Source organism: Paraburkholderia sp. TE9906 (genome assembly GCF_056279605.1).
In genome coordinates, this window is the sequence record NZ_JBWCCT010000008.1 from 278,387 (window position 1) to 295,797 (window position 17,411).

15 protein-coding genes are annotated in these 17,411 nt (G+C 60.7%); 5 read left to right on the top strand and 10 right to left on the bottom strand.

What is annotated here, in order from left to right; translation table 11 throughout:
* Nucleotides 1-18: 18 nt before the first annotated feature.
* Nucleotides 19-1,644 carry a methyl-accepting chemotaxis protein gene (locus ACZ9H4_RS23185; RefSeq protein WP_408323177.1) on the bottom strand — a complete coding sequence of 542 codons (1,626 nt, stop codon included), beginning with the start codon at nucleotides 1,642-1,644 and terminating at the stop codon, nucleotides 19-21.
* Between the two features lie 299 nt (nucleotides 1,645-1,943).
* Here ACZ9H4_RS23185 and ACZ9H4_RS23190 point away from each other — a divergent pair, with 299 nt between their 5' ends.
* The gene (locus tag ACZ9H4_RS23190) at nucleotides 1,944-2,276 is read left to right on the top strand and encodes an ecotin precursor (protein WP_408139817.1); all 333 of its coding nucleotides are present in this window, start codon (nucleotides 1,944-1,946) and stop codon (nucleotides 2,274-2,276) included.
* Nucleotides 2,277-2,370: 94 nt separating this feature from the next.
* Here ACZ9H4_RS23190 and ACZ9H4_RS23195 read toward each other — a convergent pair whose 3' ends face one another.
* From ACZ9H4_RS23195 to mnmE, 3 genes are all read right to left on the bottom strand, one after another.
* Nucleotides 2,371-2,532, bottom strand: a complete 162-nt coding sequence (locus tag ACZ9H4_RS23195; protein ID WP_476121069.1) for a hypothetical protein — start codon at nucleotides 2,530-2,532, stop codon at nucleotides 2,371-2,373.
* Between the two features lie 223 nt (nucleotides 2,533-2,755).
* Nucleotides 2,756-3,961 carry a tyrosine-type recombinase/integrase gene (locus ACZ9H4_RS23200; protein ID WP_476121070.1) on the bottom strand — a complete coding sequence of 402 codons (1,206 nt, stop codon included), beginning with the start codon at nucleotides 3,959-3,961 and terminating at the stop codon, nucleotides 2,756-2,758.
* Nucleotides 3,962-4,134: 173 nt separating this feature from the next.
* Nucleotides 4,135-5,529 carry a tRNA uridine-5-carboxymethylaminomethyl(34) synthesis GTPase MnmE gene (mnmE, locus tag ACZ9H4_RS23205; RefSeq protein WP_408152711.1) on the bottom strand — a complete coding sequence of 465 codons (1,395 nt, stop codon included), beginning with the start codon at nucleotides 5,527-5,529 and terminating at the stop codon, nucleotides 4,135-4,137.
* A 363-nt stretch (nucleotides 5,530-5,892) separates the two neighbouring features.
* Here mnmE and ACZ9H4_RS23210 point away from each other — a divergent pair, with 363 nt between their 5' ends.
* The gene (locus ACZ9H4_RS23210; protein ID WP_408139810.1) at nucleotides 5,893-6,297 is read left to right on the top strand and encodes an XRE family transcriptional regulator; all 405 of its coding nucleotides are present in this window, start codon (nucleotides 5,893-5,895) and stop codon (nucleotides 6,295-6,297) included.
* Nucleotides 6,298-6,459: 162 nt separating this feature from the next.
* On the opposite strand, the gene yidC is transcribed toward ACZ9H4_RS23210, so the two are convergent.
* The 4 genes from yidC to rpmH form a co-directional block, all read right to left on the bottom strand.
* The gene (gene yidC / locus ACZ9H4_RS23215) at nucleotides 6,460-8,118 is read right to left on the bottom strand and encodes a membrane protein insertase YidC (RefSeq protein ID WP_408139808.1); all 1,659 of its coding nucleotides are present in this window, start codon (nucleotides 8,116-8,118) and stop codon (nucleotides 6,460-6,462) included.
* Between the two features lie 30 nt (nucleotides 8,119-8,148).
* Nucleotides 8,149-8,379 carry a membrane protein insertion efficiency factor YidD gene (gene yidD / locus ACZ9H4_RS23220; protein ID WP_007180115.1) on the bottom strand — a complete coding sequence of 77 codons (231 nt, stop codon included), beginning with the start codon at nucleotides 8,377-8,379 and terminating at the stop codon, nucleotides 8,149-8,151.
* Nucleotides 8,380-8,494: 115 nt separating this feature from the next.
* Nucleotides 8,495-8,974 carry a ribonuclease P protein component gene (locus tag ACZ9H4_RS23225; protein WP_408139807.1) on the bottom strand — a complete coding sequence of 160 codons (480 nt, stop codon included), beginning with the start codon at nucleotides 8,972-8,974 and terminating at the stop codon, nucleotides 8,495-8,497.
* Nucleotides 8,975-8,993: 19 nt separating this feature from the next.
* Nucleotides 8,994-9,128, bottom strand: coding sequence for a 50S ribosomal protein L34 (gene rpmH, locus ACZ9H4_RS23230; RefSeq protein ID WP_004198824.1), 135 nt, complete (start codon nucleotides 9,126-9,128; stop codon nucleotides 8,994-8,996).
* Between the two features lie 384 nt (nucleotides 9,129-9,512).
* Between rpmH and dnaA the strand changes: the two genes are divergently transcribed.
* The 3 genes from dnaA to gyrB all read left to right on the top strand — a co-directional run bounded on the left by dnaA (nucleotide 9,513) and on the right by gyrB (nucleotide 14,999).
* Complete coding sequence (gene dnaA / locus ACZ9H4_RS23235; protein WP_476121076.1) at nucleotides 9,513-11,090, top strand: chromosomal replication initiator protein DnaA; 1,578 nt, start codon at nucleotides 9,513-9,515, stop codon at nucleotides 11,088-11,090.
* A gap of 220 nt (nucleotides 11,091-11,310) precedes the next feature.
* Nucleotides 11,311-12,414 carry a DNA polymerase III subunit beta gene (gene dnaN / locus ACZ9H4_RS23240; RefSeq protein WP_408139804.1) on the top strand — a complete coding sequence of 368 codons (1,104 nt, stop codon included), beginning with the start codon at nucleotides 11,311-11,313 and terminating at the stop codon, nucleotides 12,412-12,414.
* Between the two features lie 113 nt (nucleotides 12,415-12,527).
* A complete protein-coding gene (gene gyrB / locus ACZ9H4_RS23245) occupies nucleotides 12,528-14,999 on the top strand; it encodes a DNA topoisomerase (ATP-hydrolyzing) subunit B (protein ID WP_476121079.1) in 2,472 nt (823 codons plus the stop codon).
* A 537-nt stretch (nucleotides 15,000-15,536) separates the two neighbouring features.
* Here the strand turns inward: gyrB and ACZ9H4_RS23250 are convergent.
* Together ACZ9H4_RS23250 and ACZ9H4_RS23255 are read right to left on the bottom strand one after the other, a co-directional pair.
* Nucleotides 15,537-15,920: a helix-turn-helix domain-containing protein gene (locus ACZ9H4_RS23250; protein ID WP_408323175.1), complete on the bottom strand. Its 384-nt coding sequence runs from the start codon at nucleotides 15,918-15,920 to the stop codon at nucleotides 15,537-15,539.
* 490 nt (nucleotides 15,921-16,410) lie between these two features.
* A complete protein-coding gene (locus ACZ9H4_RS23255) occupies nucleotides 16,411-17,277 on the bottom strand; it encodes an AraC family transcriptional regulator (RefSeq protein WP_408323276.1) in 867 nt (288 codons plus the stop codon).
* Nucleotides 17,278-17,411 lie beyond the last annotated feature (134 nt).

Sequence of the window (17,411 nt, forward strand, 5' to 3'; positions counted from 1 at the left end):
TTCGCCTTGCGGCGCGCGTCAGGCCACCACCTTGAAGCGCGACACGCCGGTGCGCAGACTGTTGGCGACGTGCGTCAGATCGTCGATCGCCTGAGTCGACTGGCGCAGCGATTCCGCCGTCTGCTGCGCGGCCTCCGACAACTGCGTCAGCGCCTGGGTGATCTGCTCGGCGCCGGTCGCCTGGGTCTGCATCCCGTCGTTGACCATCGAGAAGCGCGGCGCGAGCTGCTGCACCTGCTGGATGATCTGCGTGAGATGGCCGCCGACGTTCTGCACGTCGAGCATGCCGCGTCGCACTTCCTCGGAGAACTTGTCCATGCCCATCACACCCGCGGCCACCGCCGACTGGATCTCCTTGACCATCTGTTCGATGTCGTAGGTCGCGACGGCGGTCTGGTCGGCGAGGCGGCGGATCTCGGTCGCCACGACGGCGAAGCCGCGGCCATATTCGCCCGCTTTTTCCGCTTCGATCGCCGCGTTCAGCGAGAGCAGGTTGGTCTGGTCCGCGACCTTCGTGATGGTGGCGACCACCTGGTTGATGTTGCCGGCCTTCTCATTGAGGATCGCGAGCTTCGCGTTGACCGAGCCGGCCGCTTCCATCACGAGGCGCATGGTCTCTTCCATGCGCGCGAGGCCGGCGTGCCCGGTGCCCGCGAGCGCCGCCGACTGGCCCGCGACCTCCGACACTTCGTTCATGGTGTGCAGCAGGTCGCGCGAGGTCGCGAAGATTTCACGCGAAGTCGCGCCGATCTCGGTCGTGGTGGCGGCGGTTTCGTTCGCGGTGGCTTGCTGTTCGCGCGAGGTCGCGGCGATTTCCGTCACCGACGTGGTGACCTGCATCGCCGATTTCTGCGCCTGGCCGACCAGCGCGGTGAGTTCGTCGGTCATCCGGTTGAAGCCGGCTTCGAGCGCGCCGATCTCGTCCGCGCGATTCAGATGCAGACGTTGCGTCAGGTCGCCCGTGCGCATCACGTCGACCACCTGCAGCACCTTGGCCATCGGCGTGGTCACCGCGCGCAGCAGCCAGTAACCGGCCAGCACGGCGGCAATCGCGGCAAGCAGCAGCATCACGAGCAACACGATGCGGGTGGTCTCGACCGAGTTGCGGATGCTGTCCGTGGCCTGGTCGGAGTAGCTCTTGTTGTCTTCAACCAGCTTGCGCACCGACAACCGGCCGGTTTCCCAGATCGGCGTGAGCTGCGTGTTGAAGATGCGTGCGGCGTTGTCCTTCGAAGCAGGCAGGTTGTTGAGCAACGCTGTCTGGATCGGCAGGTACTGCGCGTGCTGCTGGCGGAAATGGTTGAACAGGTCCCGGTCGGTCTGGCGGGCGATGGTCGAGCTGTAGTCGTCGATCAGCTTCTGGAGCGTCTGCTGGGTTTCCTGCAAACGCGTGGCGTCGCGCTTGACGGCGTCGGGGTCCGCGTCGACGTAGATCAGACGCTGCGTCACCGAGTAGTTCTCGAACCAGGCCGCGCGCATCGCGGTCGCGTAGTAGAGGCCGGGCATCGAGTCCTGCTGCTGACCCTTCGCGTCGCGGTCGATCGCGCCAAGCTGCTGGAAAGTGACGATTGCCATTGCCAGCATCACGATCAGCACGATCCCGAAGCTGCACAGAATCCGTTGACGGATGGTCCATTGTTTCACGCGCACGCCCCTTACTTTTTGGCTTTGTCCCGATCCCGGCTGGCTGATGCCGGTCTGTCCCAGGATCGACGGATCAGAAAGCTTTGCGGGTCGTCGGATTGGTGGATTTGTCCGACGGCTTAAGCGGCGGATTCTACATTGATCGGGAGATTGTTTCGCAATTGACAATTGGCGGGGCAGACGGCGGACGACGCTCGCGCGAGGGCGGTTGTAACGTAATGTTTCGTTACCACTTGCAGCATCTATTTCTATGCACTCCCTTCACAATCCTTTCCATGCCTGAATGGCGGGAGCTGAAAATGAAAAAGATCGCAGTGGCGTTGGTGATGGTGGGAAGTCTGAGCGTGGCCGGGCAAGCTTCGGCTCACGGTCATGGCGGTGGCGACGTGGTCGGTGCGCTGATTGGCGGCGCCGTCCTCGGCGCGGTGGTGAGTTCCGTGCTGACGCCCGCGCCAGTGGTGGCTTACCAGCAGCCTGTCTATGCGCAGCCGGCTTATCAACCCGCTCCGGTCTATGCGGGGCCGCCGCCGGGGTACTGCTATGACCCGTACCAGCGCGGCTATGTCGCCTGCGCAGCGCCGCCGCCGGCGCAGTACGGATACGGGCAACCTCAACCGCAACCGGGCTGGTAATCGTCCGAGAGCCGCGCAGTCCATCCGCGCCGCAGAAAAAAGGCCGTCGCTCGATGCGACGGCCTTTGCATTTGATGCACCGCTCAGCGTTTGCTCAATGTTTCTGATGCAGCCATTCAGCGTAGTGCGTATCGAGCCAGCGCTCGAGCCTCGGCGGCTTCGTATTGCGGTGGTAGAGGGACGCCGCCCAGATGGCAAGGCCGATCACGATCATGACGGCAGGCCCCAGCAAATAAGCGATCAACGATTCAGGCATCGGAACCTCCGTATCGGCTTGCATCGATGCTTCAGTTTAGGCGATGGGAATCAGGGAAAGAAGGACAGTGTGAAGCGATTAGGCGCCGTGCTTTACGCCGGACAAAGGCTCACCTTTGAAACCTGGTGTCGAAATTTATTTTTCATTCAGATCATTGAGTTGCCTATGGCGATGATCGAGTTGTGTACCTAAAAACGACGGCCGCAAAGGGCGAAAACGTTCCTCAGACCGCACGGCTTGCAGCATGCCGCGCGGTTTCAAGCTGTTGATCGACGAAGTCCGCCCAGCCTTGAAGGATTCGACGCTGCTGCTCCGCTTTGCCGTCTTGCGATAGACCCTCTGAAGCAAGCGCGGATACGGCGTCGAGCGCGTCCTCTCTCTGCGCGAGTTCGCGCACATGCGTCGACGCTGTGCGCCGGAAGTCATGCAGCACGAAATGTTCAACCTCGAGGCCGAGCGCTTTGACCGCCTGATTCAATGTGCTCTTCGCGATGGGCCGATCGTCGCCCCGGACGCTCGGGAATACGAACTGTCGGCTGGCCTTGGCGCGGTGAAGCTCGCGCAGCATCGAGACAGCCTGATGCGGCAGATAGACGACGCGGTCCCGGCCCATGTTCAGACGCGCAGCGGGAATCGTCCACAGCGCGTTGTCCAGATCGAATTCGGCCCACGTCGAGTCCACCAGATCCGATTTGCGCACCATCGTCAGCACCAGCAGATGCAGCGCCAGCTTCAGGGGACGGCGAATGCTCGACGCGTCGATCGCGCGCAGCATGCCGCCGATTTCCGCGCCGGAGAGCACGCGCGTGCGGCTGTCGAAGGTGGCGATGGAGCGCGCCGGAACGACCTCGGCCGGGTTGCCGGTCGCGAGCTGGCGGGCCATCAGATAGGCATAGAGGCGCTTGACCACGTTACGCGTGTGGAGCGCCATTTTCGGCGAGCCCCGGCTTTTGATCCGTTCGCAGATTTCGACGATGTCGCCCGCGGTGACCGCGTTGATCGGCTTGCCGCCGATCGCGGGCAATACGTCCTTGTCGAGCGCGCGCCGGGTGGTGCGGCGATATTCGGCCGATTTGCCGGCCATGGCGGTGGCGAGGTAGAGGTCGGCGGCTTCGCGCAGCACGTCCGCCTTGCTTTCGGCGCCGCGATCGCGCCGGGCGGTGGCGACCGGCGAGATACCTTGGGCGACCATCTCCGCGTATTTCTGCGCCTTGGCCCGCGCGACGCGCAGCGAGATCATCCGGTAGTCGCCGATGGTCGCGAGCGGCTGGCGTTTGCCGTTCAGCGTGTAGCGAAAGCGCCAGACCTTGGTGCCGGTGGTCATGACTTCGATCACAAGACCATTGCCGTCGGCAACGCAATAACGGGTAGCGCGCGGTTCGAGCGCGCGAATCTGGGATTCGGTGAGGGGGACGGCGAGGCGGGGCATGCTCGGATCGTTGATGCAAGGACAGCGGCGATTTTAGCGCTTGTGCTGGCTGTGTACCAAAGATTCGTGGGTTTTTGTGTCAACAGGGTTGAGAGAGGCGAATTTCGCTGCGCGGTCTGAAAGGCGTGCAAACGCCTACCAGTCTAGGAATACCGCAAATCTCAGTTCCACTGCTACTTGCCGATACAAAATCTACTGAAAATCACGCCCAGGAGATCGTCCGAACTAAACTCACCGGTAATCGAGTTCAACTGATCCTGTGCGAGTCGCAATTCCTCGGCGAACAGATCCAACGCCTGTGAGTTCTGATCCGCGTGCGCGGCCGCCGTCGCCAGATGTTCCTCGGCGGCCCGCAACGCAATCAGATGCCGCTCGCGCGCGAGGTACACGCTTTCCGCGCCGGCCTGCCAGCCGGCAATCCGCAGCAACTCGCCCCGCAACAGCGCGACGCCGTCACCCTGTTTCGCCGACAAGCGCACCTCGCTGAGATCGAGATCCGCGTCGAGCGCCTGGGCCGCCGGCGCGAGACCTGTCAGGTCGGTCTTGTTCAGCACACGCACTACCGGCACACCGCCGGGAAAGCGCCCGGCGATTGCTTCGTCCTCGGCAGTCATGCCGGTGCGCGCGTCGAGCAGATGCAGCACCACGTCCGCGCGCTCGATTTCGCTCCAGGTGCGCGCAATGCCGATCTTCTCCACTTCGTCTTCGGTATCGCGCAGGCCGGCGGTGTCGATCACGTGCAGCGGAATGCCTTCGATCTGGATGGTTTGCGCGACCTTGTCGCGGGTCGTGCCCGCGATCGGCGTGACGATGGCCAGCTCGGCGCCAGCCAGCGCGTTCAGCAGCGACGATTTACCGACGTTCGGCTGGCCCGCGAGCACCACAGACAAACCTTCGCGCAGCAACGCGCCCTGGCGCGCTTCGCTCAGCACGTGCGCGAGGCGTTCGCGAATGCGCGCCAGCTTGCCGCGCGCATCGGCGGCTTCGAGGAAGTCGATTTCTTCTTCCGGAAAGTCGAGCGTCGCTTCGACCAGCATGCGCAGCGTGATCACCTCTTCGACCAGCGCGTGGATGTCGCGCGAAAACGCGCCGTCGAGCGAGCGGCCGGCCGAACGCGCGGCGGCTTCGGTGCTCGCCTCGATCAGATCGGCGACGGCTTCAGCTTGCGCCAGATCGAGCTTGTCGTTCAGGAACGCGCGGCGGGTGAATTCGCCCGGTTCGGCAAGGCGCAGGCCGAAGGCGCGGCCGGCGTCGATACAGCGCTGCAATACGAGTTGCAACACGACGGGGCCGCCATGGCCCTGCAGTTCGAGTACGTGTTCGCCGGTGTACGAATGCGGCGCGGGAAAATACAGCGCGATACCCCGATCGAGCGCTTTACCGCCGTCGTCCAGAAACGGCACGTAGCTGGCGTGGCGTGGCGCGAGCGCCTGGCCGGTGAGCGCCTGCATCAGCGGCTGGGCCACCGTCTCCCCCGCGCGGCCAAACGAAATCCGCACGACACCGATGCCTCCCCGGCCGGGCGCGGTAGCAATGGCGACGATGGGATCGGAATCGGTGGTGAGCATGGGTGCGTGGAAAAAAGCGGAGAGAAGGGCGGGACGGCGCCAGTCGAACAGCGCGAGGCATTGTAACGCGGGCGCGGGTGACGACTGCGCGGCGGGCCGCGAATACGCCTGTCCCCGATTCTGGAGGCAACTTGGATTTATCTCAAATAAGCTAGGATTATTCCTACACTATCTGAGAAAAAGTGAAGTTAAATAAGACAAGAAGCGGCGTGAAAGCCCGCTGAGTAAAGAAAAATTGAAAAAAATAAAATTGCCGAAACGCTTTGTCCGGCGCGCCTCGTAAGCTAAAACTATCTCAAATACGCTAATAACAAGCCTGTCTGGTTGTCAACTCGGAGGATCCTGAATTGCACAATCTGGCCCATGCCAACCGACAAAGAAAAAGCCGCCTTCGCCAAGAGGCTGAAGGATCTGCTAGAGCCGCTCAAGATTCGCGGCGGGACTAAACTCGCCGAGCAATTCAATCTTCGCTATCACGGCGAGCGTCCCGTTACGCCGCAAACCGCGCACAAGTGGTTGACGGGTACGACGATCCCCAAGGCGGACAAGCTGCGCACGTTAGCCGAATGGTTGAACGTCAAGGAGCATTGGCTTCACTACGGACCGCCGCCCGGGTCGAGCAGCCGACCCATGGCGCGTGGCGAGAAATATCCGCCGACGCCGGAAACGATCGAACTCGCTTCGAAGATCGCGTCACTGATGCCGAAAGACCGCAACCTGGTCGAGGAAATGATCGAGCGCTTTTACGGCGAAGACACCGAGGAGTAATGGAAGAGCCGAGGCGACGTCCGAGATTCGTGCGCCCATGAAAAAAGCCGCCCGGTTTGCACCGGACGGCTTTTTTTGTCGCTGCCTGGTCAGTCAGCGTCGGCCTGCCTCAGCCTGACGCGAGGCGGCGGGCTTTGCCGCCGCCGCCTTTCGGACAGTGCGTCAGGCAGGCTTCACCGACGACTTGCCCATCATGCGCGTGATGTAGTACTGCTGTGCGATCGACAGGACGTTATTGACGACGTAGTAGAGCACCAGACCGGCCGGGAAGAAGAAGAACATGACCGAGAACGCAATCGGCATGAACATCATCATCTTGGCCTGAACCGGGTCCGGCGGCGTCGGGTTCAGCTTGGTCTGCAGGAACATCGAGACGGCCATCAGCACCGGCAGGATGAAGAACGGGTCCTGCTGCGACAGATCGTGAATCCACAGAATCCACGGCGCGCCGCGCATTTCCACCGACGACAGCAGCACCCAGTACAGCGAGATGAACACCGGAATCTGAATCACGACCGGCAGACAGCCGCCGAACGGATTGACCTTCTCGGTCTTGTACAGCTCCATCAGCGCGGCGTTCATCTTTTGCGGATCGCCCTTGAAGCGTTCGCGCAAGGCCTGCATGCGCGGCGTGATCGCCTTCATGCGCGCCATCGACTTGTAGCTCGCGGCCGAAAGCGGGAAGAACACCGCCTTGATCAGCACCGTGAGCAGCACGATCGACCAGCCCCAGTTGCCGACATAGCTGTGGATCTTCTCGAGCAGCCAGAACAGCGGCTTCGCGATGATCGTGACCCAGCCGTAGTCCTTCACCAGTTCCAGACCCGGCGCGATGCCTTCGAGCATGCGCTCTTCTTCCGGACCCGCGAACAGGCGCGCCGACACGTTGACCGTCTGGCCCGGCGCGATGGTCGGCAGCGGCTGCTTGACGCCCACGCGATACAGCGACGGATCGATCTTCTCGACGTAGATGTCGCGCTTCGCGCCCTGCTGCGGAATCCACGCCGACGCGAAGTAATGCTGGACCATCGCGATCCAGCCGTTGTCGGCCGAGTTCGCGTAATCCTGCTTGTTCTTGTCGATGTCGCCGAACGTCATCTTCTGGAAGTGATGCTGGTCGGTGTAGACAGCCGGTCCGATGAACGTGTGCGAGAAGCGCGGCGTTTCCACCGGCTGATCGTCACGCACCAGTTCCATATAGACCGACGGCGTCACCGGCGTGCTGCCGACGTTCTGGATCTTCGTTTCGACACCGATCACGTAGCTGCCGCGCGTGAACGTGTAGGTCTTGATGACCTTCACGCCACCCTTCTCCGGCGACTCGAAGCTCAGGCTGAACGTTTTCTCGTCACCCTTCAGTTCGGTCTGCTGATTCGGCATCAGCGTGAAGACGTCGTTGTGATTCGGGAAATCGCCGCCGAGCAGACCCGTGCGGGCCAGATACGTGTGATTGTTCGTGCGGTCGAACAGCGTGATCACCAGATCCGGCGTCTTGCCGTCGCCCTGCTTGACGAGCGAGAGCCGCGACAACGTGCCGCCGCGCGTGTCGATCTCACCGCTATAGACGTCGGTGGAGAACTTCACGAGTTGCGATTGCGTCGCCGCCGGCGCGTTGCCGGGCGCGGCTGCGTTGGTGGCCGGCAGATCGGCCGGCTGGGTTCCCGGCGTCGTGGTTCCCGGTGCGGCGCTACCGACGGTCTTGGTCGGCGTGGCGCTCGGGAAGAACATCGACGGGCGTCCGTGGTCGCGTTGCCAGTTGTCGAACAGCATGACAGCTGACATGAAAAAGATGACCCATAGGACGGTGCGTTTGATATCCATGCGTTGTCTCAGTGTCGATGGAACGGCGCGTCAGCGCTTTTCAGAAGTGGGAGGCGGGACGAGATCGATGCCGCCCGCGGAAAACGGGTGGCAGCGGCAAATACGCCTGGCGGCGAGATAAGTCCCGCGCGCGGCGCCATGATACTGGATTGCTTCGCGCGCGTAATCAGAACAGGAAGGGTAAAAACGGCACCGGTTGCCGAGCATTGGGCTCACGGCAACCTTGTAAAAACGCAATAAAGCGATGAGTACCGTTTGCATGGCTGATGCGGCCGGACGGCGCCGCGCAACGTGGAGTACCGGGTGACGCCCGCCCGGCAGGGCGGCCAAAGCGGCTTGAACTGCCGAACCTTCAATACGGGCGGTCACTTGAGCGTCATTCCGTCTTGGGCGCTTCCGCGGGCGGCGCCTCGCGACGGACAATTTCGCGCGCTGCCTTGTCGAGCAGCGCCTCGATTTCGCTGCGGCACAGCGCCTTCAACGGCGGCGACGAGGCGCTCGGCAAAGCCTTCTTGTCGAAGCGCGTGTGCAAACGCAGCAGCACATCCCAACCGCCGAATTCCGCGCGACGCAGCCGGAAGGCTTCTCGCGCAATTCGACGTACCAGATTACGCGTGGCCGCGCGCGGCGCATACTTTTTGCCGATCACGAGGCCCAAGCGCGCGTCGTTGCCGGTAGGCCGACCGTACACCACGAAGTGCGCGGTGCGGCGCCACGGGCGCAAACGAAAAACGGATGAAAATTCATCCGTTTTCAGTAGCCTTGCGGCTTTGGGAAAGGCGGCGTGCGCTCGCAACGGAACCGAGCCCGGTTGCTGCGCCCCAGCCGCTCCCGCTTCGCCGCGGGCTTCGGTCACAGCGCGCAATCCGCTCGCCTTAGATGGCGAGGCGCTTGCGGCCCTTCGCGCGACGTGCGTTGATGACCTTGCGGCCGCCAGCGGTCTTCATGCGAACGCGAAAGCCGTGGGTGCGCTTGCGACGGGTAACGGAAGGTTGGTAAGTACGTTTCATGTTGCTCTCACTTGATCGAAAAAAAACCGCGCGAGCATCGCTGAAAGCGCAATGGCCGGAGGTTTACTGAAATTGGTTTTCGCGGAACCCGCTATTTAAACCGCTTTTCCGTTGGCCGTCAATAGTTTAGCCAGGTTCGGCCGCGGACCGGGCCTCCTTCGCCAGATGATCCGTCCCTGTGGATAACTCCCTTTTGGGTCCGTTTTGGCGTTAGAATCTCGCCTTACTTCCCAAAAATCCTGCACGCCGCTCCGGCTCGCTTGCCCCGCAAACCCTTGTGGCACAAGCGCCTGGAGCCGTTACGCCTGGCTGCTCAGGGCCTTGTTGCGCGCGCGCGACAAGGGCAGCGGCGACCGCCGTGCACACCATAACGACAGCAACTCGATGAACGATTTCTGGCAACACTGTTCCGCATTGCTGGAGCGTGAGCTTACGCCCCAGCAGTACGTGACGTGGATCAAACCGTTGGCCCCGGTCGCCTTCGACGCCGCTGCGAACACGCTTAGCATCGCCGCGCCGAACCGCTTCAAGCTCGACTGGGTCAAGAGCCAGTTCTCCGGCCGCATCGCGGATATGGCCCGCGATTTCTGGCAAGCCCCGGTCGACGTGCAATTCGTGCTGGATCCGAGAGCCGGCATGCGCGCCCTCGCGCCAGCGCCTGCGCCTACTCGACCGGCTTCGTCCGCGCCGATGGGCGGCGGCCATTCCGGCGGCGGCGCCGCAGTGGACGCGGCGGTCGGCGCCGTGCAGGCGGCGCAGATGGCCCGCGCCAACCATGCGATGGCCACGCAAAACGCCAACGCCCGCGCGGCTGCCGAAGACGCCGCCGACCTCGATCTGCCGAGTCTCGACGCAAACGAAGCCGCTGCCGCACGCCGCACCTGGCGTCCGGGCCAGAGCGCTGGTTCGAGCAGCAGCGGCGAAAACGACTCGATGTACGAGCGCTCGAAGCTGAACCCGGTTCTGACCTTCGACAACTTCGTGACCGGCAAGGCCAACCAACTGGCGCGCGCCGCGGCGATTCAGGTTGCGGACAACCCCGGCATCTCGTACAACCCGCTGTTCCTGTATGGCGGCGTGGGTCTGGGCAAGACCCACCTGATCCACGCAATCGGCAACCAGCTTCTGATGGACAAGGCCGGCGCGCGGATTCGCTACATCCACGCGGAACAGTACGTGTCCGACGTGGTGAAGGCGTACCAGCGCAAGGCGTTCGACGATTTCAAGCGCTACTACCACTCGCTCGACCTGCTGCTGATCGACGATATTCAGTTCTTTTCCGGCAAGTCGCGCACGCAGGAAGAATTCTTCTACGCGTTCGAGGCGCTGGTCGCGAACAAGGCGCAGGTGATCATCACCAGCGACACGTATCCGAAGGAAATTTCGGGGATCGACGACCGCCTGATCTCGCGCTTCGACTCGGGCCTCACGGTCGCGATCGAGCCGCCCGAGCTGGAAATGCGCGTCGCGATTCTGATGCGCAAGGCGCAGTCGGAGTTCGTCAGCCTGAACGAGGACGTCGCGTTCTTCGTCGCCAAGCACTTGCGCTCGAACGTCCGCGAGCTCGAAGGCGCGCTGCGCAAGATCCTCGCGTACTCGAAGTTCCACGGCCGCGAAATCACGATCGAACTGACCAAAGAAGCGCTGAAAGACCTGCTGACGGTGCAGAACCGGCAGATTTCGGTGGAGAACATCCAGAAGACCGTGGCTGATTTCTACAGCATCAAGGTCGCTGACATGTATTCGAAAAAACGACCGGCGAACATCGCGCGGCCGCGGCAGATCGCGATGTACCTGGCGAAGGAGCTGACCCAGAAGAGCCTGCCGGAAATCGGCGAGTTGTTCGGCGGACGCGACCACACGACCGTGCTGCACGCGGTGCGCAAAATTGCCGACGAACGCAGCAAGGACGCCCAGCTGAACCACGAACTGCACGTGCTGGAGCAAACGCTTAAGGGCTAAGCGGGCCGGACGGAAAAATCGACCTGTTTATTTCCAAACTCGCCCCCATTTTAGTGAGGCGGTTCCATTTTCAGGCACAATACAGGTTTAACCGCCCGGCGGCCGCGGGCGGATTTCACGCCGTGACGGGCGCTGCGTGGCGCCGGCGGGGAGCCACGGCTGCATGCTGCAAAGCTTACCTGGCAAGGCGCGCAGGCCGTTATATCAACGAAGGAACTCTATGCAACTGGTCAAGACCGAACGCGATAACCTCCTCAGGCCGCTGCAAACTGTGAGCGGCATCGTCGAACGCCGCCATACGTTGCCGATCCTCGCCAATTTGCTGATTACCAAGAACGGCCCTGATGTGTCGTTCCTGTCGACCGACCTCGAATTGCAGATCACCACGCGTGCCGATTTCGGCGTGGGCGGCGATTCGGTGGCGACCACGGTGGCAGCACGAAAGCTCCTCGACATTCTGCGCGCGATGCCCGACGGGCAAGTCACGCTCACTTTGAACGACAAGCGCCTGACCGTGCAATCCGGCAAGAGCCGCTTTGCGCTGCAAACGCTCGCCGCGGACGAATTCCCGACGGTCGCGCAAGCTAAAGACTACGGCGCGAACCTCGTGGTTCCCCAGAAGACGTTCCGCCAGTTGCTAGGCATGGTCCATTTTTCGATGGCCCAGCAGGACATCCGCTACTACCTGAACGGCATGCTGCTGGTGGTGGACGGCGACCAGCTGATGGCGGTCGCCACCGATGGCCACCGTCTGGCGTTCTCGTCGATGAAGATCGAAGGTTCGTTCACGCGCCAGGAAGTGATCATTCCGCGCAAGACGATTCTGGAACTGCAGCGTCTGCTGGAAGACATCGACGACACGCTGAAGATCGACATCGCGCAAACGCAGGTGAAGTTCACGTTTGGCCAGGTCGAACTGGTGTCGAAGCTGGTGGAAGGCAAGTTCCCCGACTTCCAGCGTGTGATCCCGAAGTCGCATAAGAACCAATTCCTGATTGGCCGCGAAGAGCTGCAACGTTCGCTGCAACGCGCGGCAATCTTGACGTCGGACAAATTCAAGGGCGTGCGCTGCATCATCGAGCCGGGCCAGTTGAAGATCATGTCCACCAACGCCGATCAGGAAGAGGCGCAGGAAGAACTGGAAATCGCGTACGACGGCGACAGCGTCGATATCGGGTTCAACGTCACGTATCTGCTCGACGTGCTCGCGAACCTGAAGGTCGACATGTTGCAAGTGAGCCTGGGCGACGCCAGCTCCAGCGCGTTGATCACGATTCCCGAGAACGACGAATTCAAATACGTGGTGATGCCGATGCGCATCTGACGCGTCCAACACCTAGAACACACCAAGGGGCGCAGCGCCCCTTTGGCGTTTTTATGGCGTTTTGAAAAGTCCCGAGCAGCAACCTTGCAGTAACGCAGAACCGGAAAAAATCCATGACTGAAACGAACAATACGCAACCCGACAACAGCTACGGCGCCTCGTCCATTCAGATCCTCGAAGGTCTGGAGGCTGTGCGCAAGCGGCCGGGGATGTACATCGGGGATACATCGGATGGCACCGGTTTGCACCACCTCGTGTTCGAGGTGCTCGACAACTCGATCGACGAGGCGTTGGCCGGGCACTGCAACGACATCCAGGTGATCATTCACGCGGACAACTCCATCTCGATCACCGACAACGGCCGCGGCGTGCCGACCGGTCTGAAGATGGACGACAAGCACGACCCGAAGCGTAGCGCCGCCGAAATCGTGATGACCGAACTGCACGCCGGCGGCAAGTTCGACCAGAACAGCTACAAGGTGTCTGGCGGTCTGCACGGCGTGGGCGTGTCGTGCGTGAACGCGCTCTCCGCGTGGCTGCGCCTGACCGTGCGCCGCGATGGCAAGAAGCACTTCATGGAATTCCACCGTGGCGTGCCGCAGAACCGCTTGATCGAAGAGATCGACGGCGTTGCCGTGTCGCCGATTCCGGTGGTAGGCGATACCGAGAACCGAGGTACTGAAGTGCACTTCATGGCCGACGAGACGATCTTCGGCAATGTCGAATATCACTACGACATTCTGGCCAAGCGGATTCGCGAACTGTCGTTCCTGAATAACGGCGTGCGCATTCGCCTGACGGATCAGCGCAGCGGCAAGGAAGAAGATTTCGCGTTCGTCGGCGGCGTGAAGGGTTTTGTCGAGTACATCAACAAGAACAAGGCCGTACTGCACCCGAACATTTTCCACATCAGTGGCGAGAAGGACGGCGTCGGCGTGGAAGTGGCGATGCAGTGGAACGACAGCTACAACGAAAACGTGCTGTGCTTCACGAACAACATTCCGCAGCGCGACGGCGGCACGCACCTGACCGGGTTGCGTGCGGCGATGACGCGCGTGTTGAACAAGTACATCAACGATCACGAAGTCGCGAAGAAGGCCAAGGTCGAAACCTCCGGCGACGACATGCGTGAAGGGCTCTCGTGCGTGCTTTCCGTGAAGGTGCCGGAGCCTAAGTTCAGCGCGCAGACGAAGGACAAGCTGGTGTCGTCGGAAGTGCGCGCGCCGGTGGAAGACGTGGTCGCGAAGGCGCTTGAGGAATTCCTGCTGGAAACGCCGAACGACGCGAAGATCATTTGCGGCAAGATCGTCGATGCGGCGCGCGCGCGCGATGCGGCTCGCAAAGCGCGCGAAATGACGCGTCGTAAGGGCGTGCTCGACGGCGTCGGTTTGCCAGGGAAGCTCGCGGATTGTCAGGAGAAGGATCCGGCGAAGTCCGAGATTTATATCGTCGAGGGCGACTCGGCAGGCGGCTCGGCGAAGCAGGGGCGTGACCGGAAGTTTCAGGCGATCTTGCCGCTGCGCGGCAAGGTGCTCAATGTGGAGAAGGCGCGCTATGACAAGCTGCTTTCTTCGGAGCAGATCGTGACGCTGATTACCGCGTTGGGTTGCGGGATTGGCAAGGACGATTACAACCTCGATAAGCTGCGTTATCACCGCATCATCATCATGACCGATGCTGACGTCGACGGTGCGCACATTCGGACACTGTTGCTGACGTTCTTCTATCGTCAGATGCCGGACATGATCGAGCGTGGGTATATCTACATCGCGCAACCGCCGCTTTTCAAGATCAAGGCGGGTAAGGACGAGCGGTATCTGAAGGATGAGGCCGAGGTCAATGCTCACATTCTGAAGCTCGCGCTGCAAGGGTCGGAGCTGGTGGCTTCGGAAGGCGCTACGCCTATTACCGGCGATGCATTGGGTGAATTGGCTCGGGCTTATCTGCTTGCTCAGGCCGTGGTGAATCGTTTGAGCCGGTTGTATGACGCCGGTGCGCTTGAGGCTGTGATGGATGGGGTGGTGGTCGACCTCACCAGTGAAGCGGCGGCCGAGGCTTCGGCCAAGGCACTCGAGGTCAAGCTGCGCGACGATGCACTGAAGCCCGAGGTGACGGTCACCACGATGTATGACCCGGTGCGTGAACTGCGCTCGCTGCGCGTCGCTCGTACTCACCACGGTAATCAGAAGATTTCCGTGTTCGATGAAGAGTTTCAGTTGACCGCGGATTATCAGCAGTTGATCAATACCGCCAATACGTTCAAGGGGTTGATTGGCGTTGGCGCGGTGATCAAGCGTGGTGAGCGGAGTATGGCGGTTAGCGACTTCAAGAGCGCGATGAAGTGGTTGCTGGCTGATGCTGAACGCAACGTTTCCAAGCAGCGCTATAAGGGTCTCGGTGAGATGAATCCTGAGCAGCTTTGGGAGACGACGATGGATCCGACCGTGCGTCGTTTGCTTCGTGTGCAGATTGAGGATGCTATTGCGGCTGATGGTATTTTCACGACGCTCATGGGAGATGATGTGGAGCCGCGGCGGGCTTTCATCGAGTCGAATGCGTTGAGGGCGGGGAATATTGATGTTTGAGGGGAATCTTCTCGCCTAGGGCGTCGGAGCAATTGCGACTGCCGCCATAGTTTGCGGCTAGTACGACCCAATTAATACGACGTAGTCCGAGAACCCCGCAGCCATCAGGCTCGCGGGGTTTTTTATTGTCCGAGTAGTCCGAATCGAACCAGCGACATCCAGCGTATTCACGGATATCCACGGCCGGGACACGTGAGATCTTCTGAGAGATCGAATTACGGACCCTGAGCGGGCCCGGTAGCCACGCTGCAGACATCTATAAGGGACCGCACGAGCGGTCCTCTAGTTTTCAAACAGACGCGAACTGTATCAACTGCTCTTAGGTGTCCGGCGCTGCCGTATCTCTTTCGGCGCCATTTGCCTGCCAGCAATGGTGTAGTTGCTATCCGTCCTAATCGCGATTTGGCCTAACCTGTAATCAACCCGAAAGAGCACGGGTTGACCGGGCTGGAAGCTGCTCCAGTACAAAGAAATACTCTCGCTTTTTTCCCCGCATGCGCGACGCGGTTTAAGATTGGCATTAGCCATAGTCAACTCCTAGCGGTCTTCCTCGCGCGAATTGCGCACTGCCGTTCCATTGACTCCAACACGTGTCATAACGCCCTCTACCTGATTCTTAAGAATCAACGCATCGAGCAACTCACGCACGATCAGACGCTGCTGCTCTGTCATACGCGAGACTGTCTCAAATTGATATCGCAACGTTTCATCAGGCCCACGATCGTCCTGATCGAAGGCCAGTGCATCAGCACTAACGCCAAGCGCAATCGCCAGCCTGCGAATCACATCGATCGAAGGTTGCGAGACCCCACCCTCATAACGTCGAACCTGTAGCACTGTCAGGCCAACGGCATCGGACAGGGCTATGTGAGTGAGGCCGCGCGCCTTGCGCAACGCGGCCAAGCGCTCGCGAAATTCCATGTTTAAAACTTAGGAAAGCAAAGCATTGCAGTATCACCATGGGTATCGCAAAGATATCGATTTTGGCGCTCTTTGATCACGCGCTGTCAAAGGGCGACTTGAACCCGTCGGGCAACAATCTGAACAGTCTGAGAACGAGGACCTCCCACCAACGCCCCCAAACTTATCCACATCCCCCTCTGGACAACTTTTGTAAAAACCCCCTGGCACCTTGTGGGCGAAACTTTGATAAGCCTGCAGATTAACCAGGCCGCACAAAAGTTTTCCCTGGCTCCGCCTTCCTGTCCGCCCTTACTCCGCAGGCTTATGGTTTACGCAGCCCTTTGATCCGTAAACGAAGTTTCAAGTTATCCACAGCCAGGAGCGATGCTTGTTAACTATTACTACGTATACATATACAAAGACTATAAAAACCAGAGAGGCAGGCAGGAAGCACGCTGCGTATACATGCATAAGCACGCACAAACGCTTTCCCCCACGCCGTAAACCCTCAAACCAACGGTAAACAGATTTCGGTAAGCAACTCCGCAGGCGCAGTCTCCTTCGGGCTATTCAAATACTCCTCGAACACCGGCGCATCCGCCGCTTCACGCCCCGACTGCACAAGCCACGTCCCATACAACCACTCATACGCCGCCCGCATATCGCTATACGGACCCTTATGCCGCAACACCGCGTATTCCCCGCCTTTAACATGCGCAACTGAAACCGGCGGACTCACCGTCACCGCCACTTGCAGCGGATGCGGCAACAACACCCCAGCCTTCGAGCGCAACGCGTTTTCATCGACCACCCCGGGATCATCGAAGTAAATCCCGATCATGCGCATCTCCGCCGCCAGCAAATTATGTTGAGCGAGCCACCCGAACAAAGCATCGAACGCTTTGCCGATCTGCATATACGGCCCCACATGATCCACCGACAAAACCTCAAGCGGCTCCACAGAACGAATCACCACTTCGCGCATCGTCATTTGACCGTCTCCTGAAAGCGCCGGACGAAACCGGCAATGCGTGCCTTGCTTGCGATACTGCGCCGGCGGCACGCCCAACACCGCACGAAACGTGCGCGAAAAAGACTGCAAACTGCTGTAGCCCGAGCGCTCGGCGATCTCCGCAATCGGCATCGAACCGTTCGCGAGATACCCCGCCGCGCGATGCAATCGCAAGCGGCGCACCGTTGTCGCGACCGTCTCGCCATACATCGCCTGATAAATCCGATGCCAGTGATACGGCGACAGACACGCAATGTCCGCCAATCGCCCGATATCGAGTGGCTCATCGAGATGGTCGTAAATATGGTCGAGCACGCGCGCGAGCCGCGTTTCGTATCGAACCCGATTGCCTGATTCGTTCATGAATGACCCGGCCGACAAAAAGCACTACAAATGGAAAAACAAAAGTATCACGCCCCCGTTTACCAAATCCTGCGAACTTCACACGGTAAACACAGTTAAGCGCCCGCTAACACGCAAACGCGCCCACAACTTTG

What these genes read in the sequence shown, in the direction of transcription:
- ACZ9H4_RS23190 (WP_408139817.1), top strand. Translation starts at nt 1,944, where the DNA reads ATGAAAAAGATCGCAGTGGCGTTGGTGATGGTGGGAAGTCTGAGCGTG.
- ACZ9H4_RS23195 (WP_476121069.1), bottom strand. Translation starts at nt 2,532, where the DNA reads ATGCCTGAATCGTTGATCGCTTATTTGCTGGGGCCTGCCGTCATGATC.
- ACZ9H4_RS23200 (WP_476121070.1), bottom strand. Translation starts at nt 3,961, where the DNA reads ATGCCCCGCCTCGCCGTCCCCCTCACCGAATCCCAGATTCGCGCGCTC.
- mnmE (WP_408152711.1), bottom strand. Translation starts at nt 5,529, where the DNA reads ATGCTCACCACCGATTCCGATCCCATCGTCGCCATTGCTACCGCGCCC.
- ACZ9H4_RS23210 (WP_408139810.1), top strand. Translation starts at nt 5,893, where the DNA reads ATGCCAACCGACAAAGAAAAAGCCGCCTTCGCCAAGAGGCTGAAGGAT.
- yidC (WP_408139808.1), bottom strand. Translation starts at nt 8,118, where the DNA reads ATGGATATCAAACGCACCGTCCTATGGGTCATCTTTTTCATGTCAGCT.
- yidD (WP_007180115.1), bottom strand. Translation starts at nt 8,379, where the DNA reads ATGCAAACGGTACTCATCGCTTTATTGCGTTTTTACAAGGTTGCCGTG.
- rpmH (WP_004198824.1), bottom strand. Translation starts at nt 9,128, where the DNA reads ATGAAACGTACTTACCAACCTTCCGTTACCCGTCGCAAGCGCACCCAC.
- dnaA (WP_476121076.1), top strand. Translation starts at nt 9,513, where the DNA reads ATGAACGATTTCTGGCAACACTGTTCCGCATTGCTGGAGCGTGAGCTT.
- dnaN (WP_408139804.1), top strand. Translation starts at nt 11,311, where the DNA reads ATGCAACTGGTCAAGACCGAACGCGATAACCTCCTCAGGCCGCTGCAA.
- gyrB (WP_476121079.1), top strand. Translation starts at nt 12,528, where the DNA reads ATGACTGAAACGAACAATACGCAACCCGACAACAGCTACGGCGCCTCG.
- ACZ9H4_RS23250 (WP_408323175.1), bottom strand. Translation starts at nt 15,920, where the DNA reads ATGGAATTTCGCGAGCGCTTGGCCGCGTTGCGCAAGGCGCGCGGCCTC.
- ACZ9H4_RS23255 (WP_408323276.1), bottom strand. Translation starts at nt 17,277, where the DNA reads ATGAACGAATCAGGCAATCGGGTTCGATACGAAACGCGGCTCGCGCGC.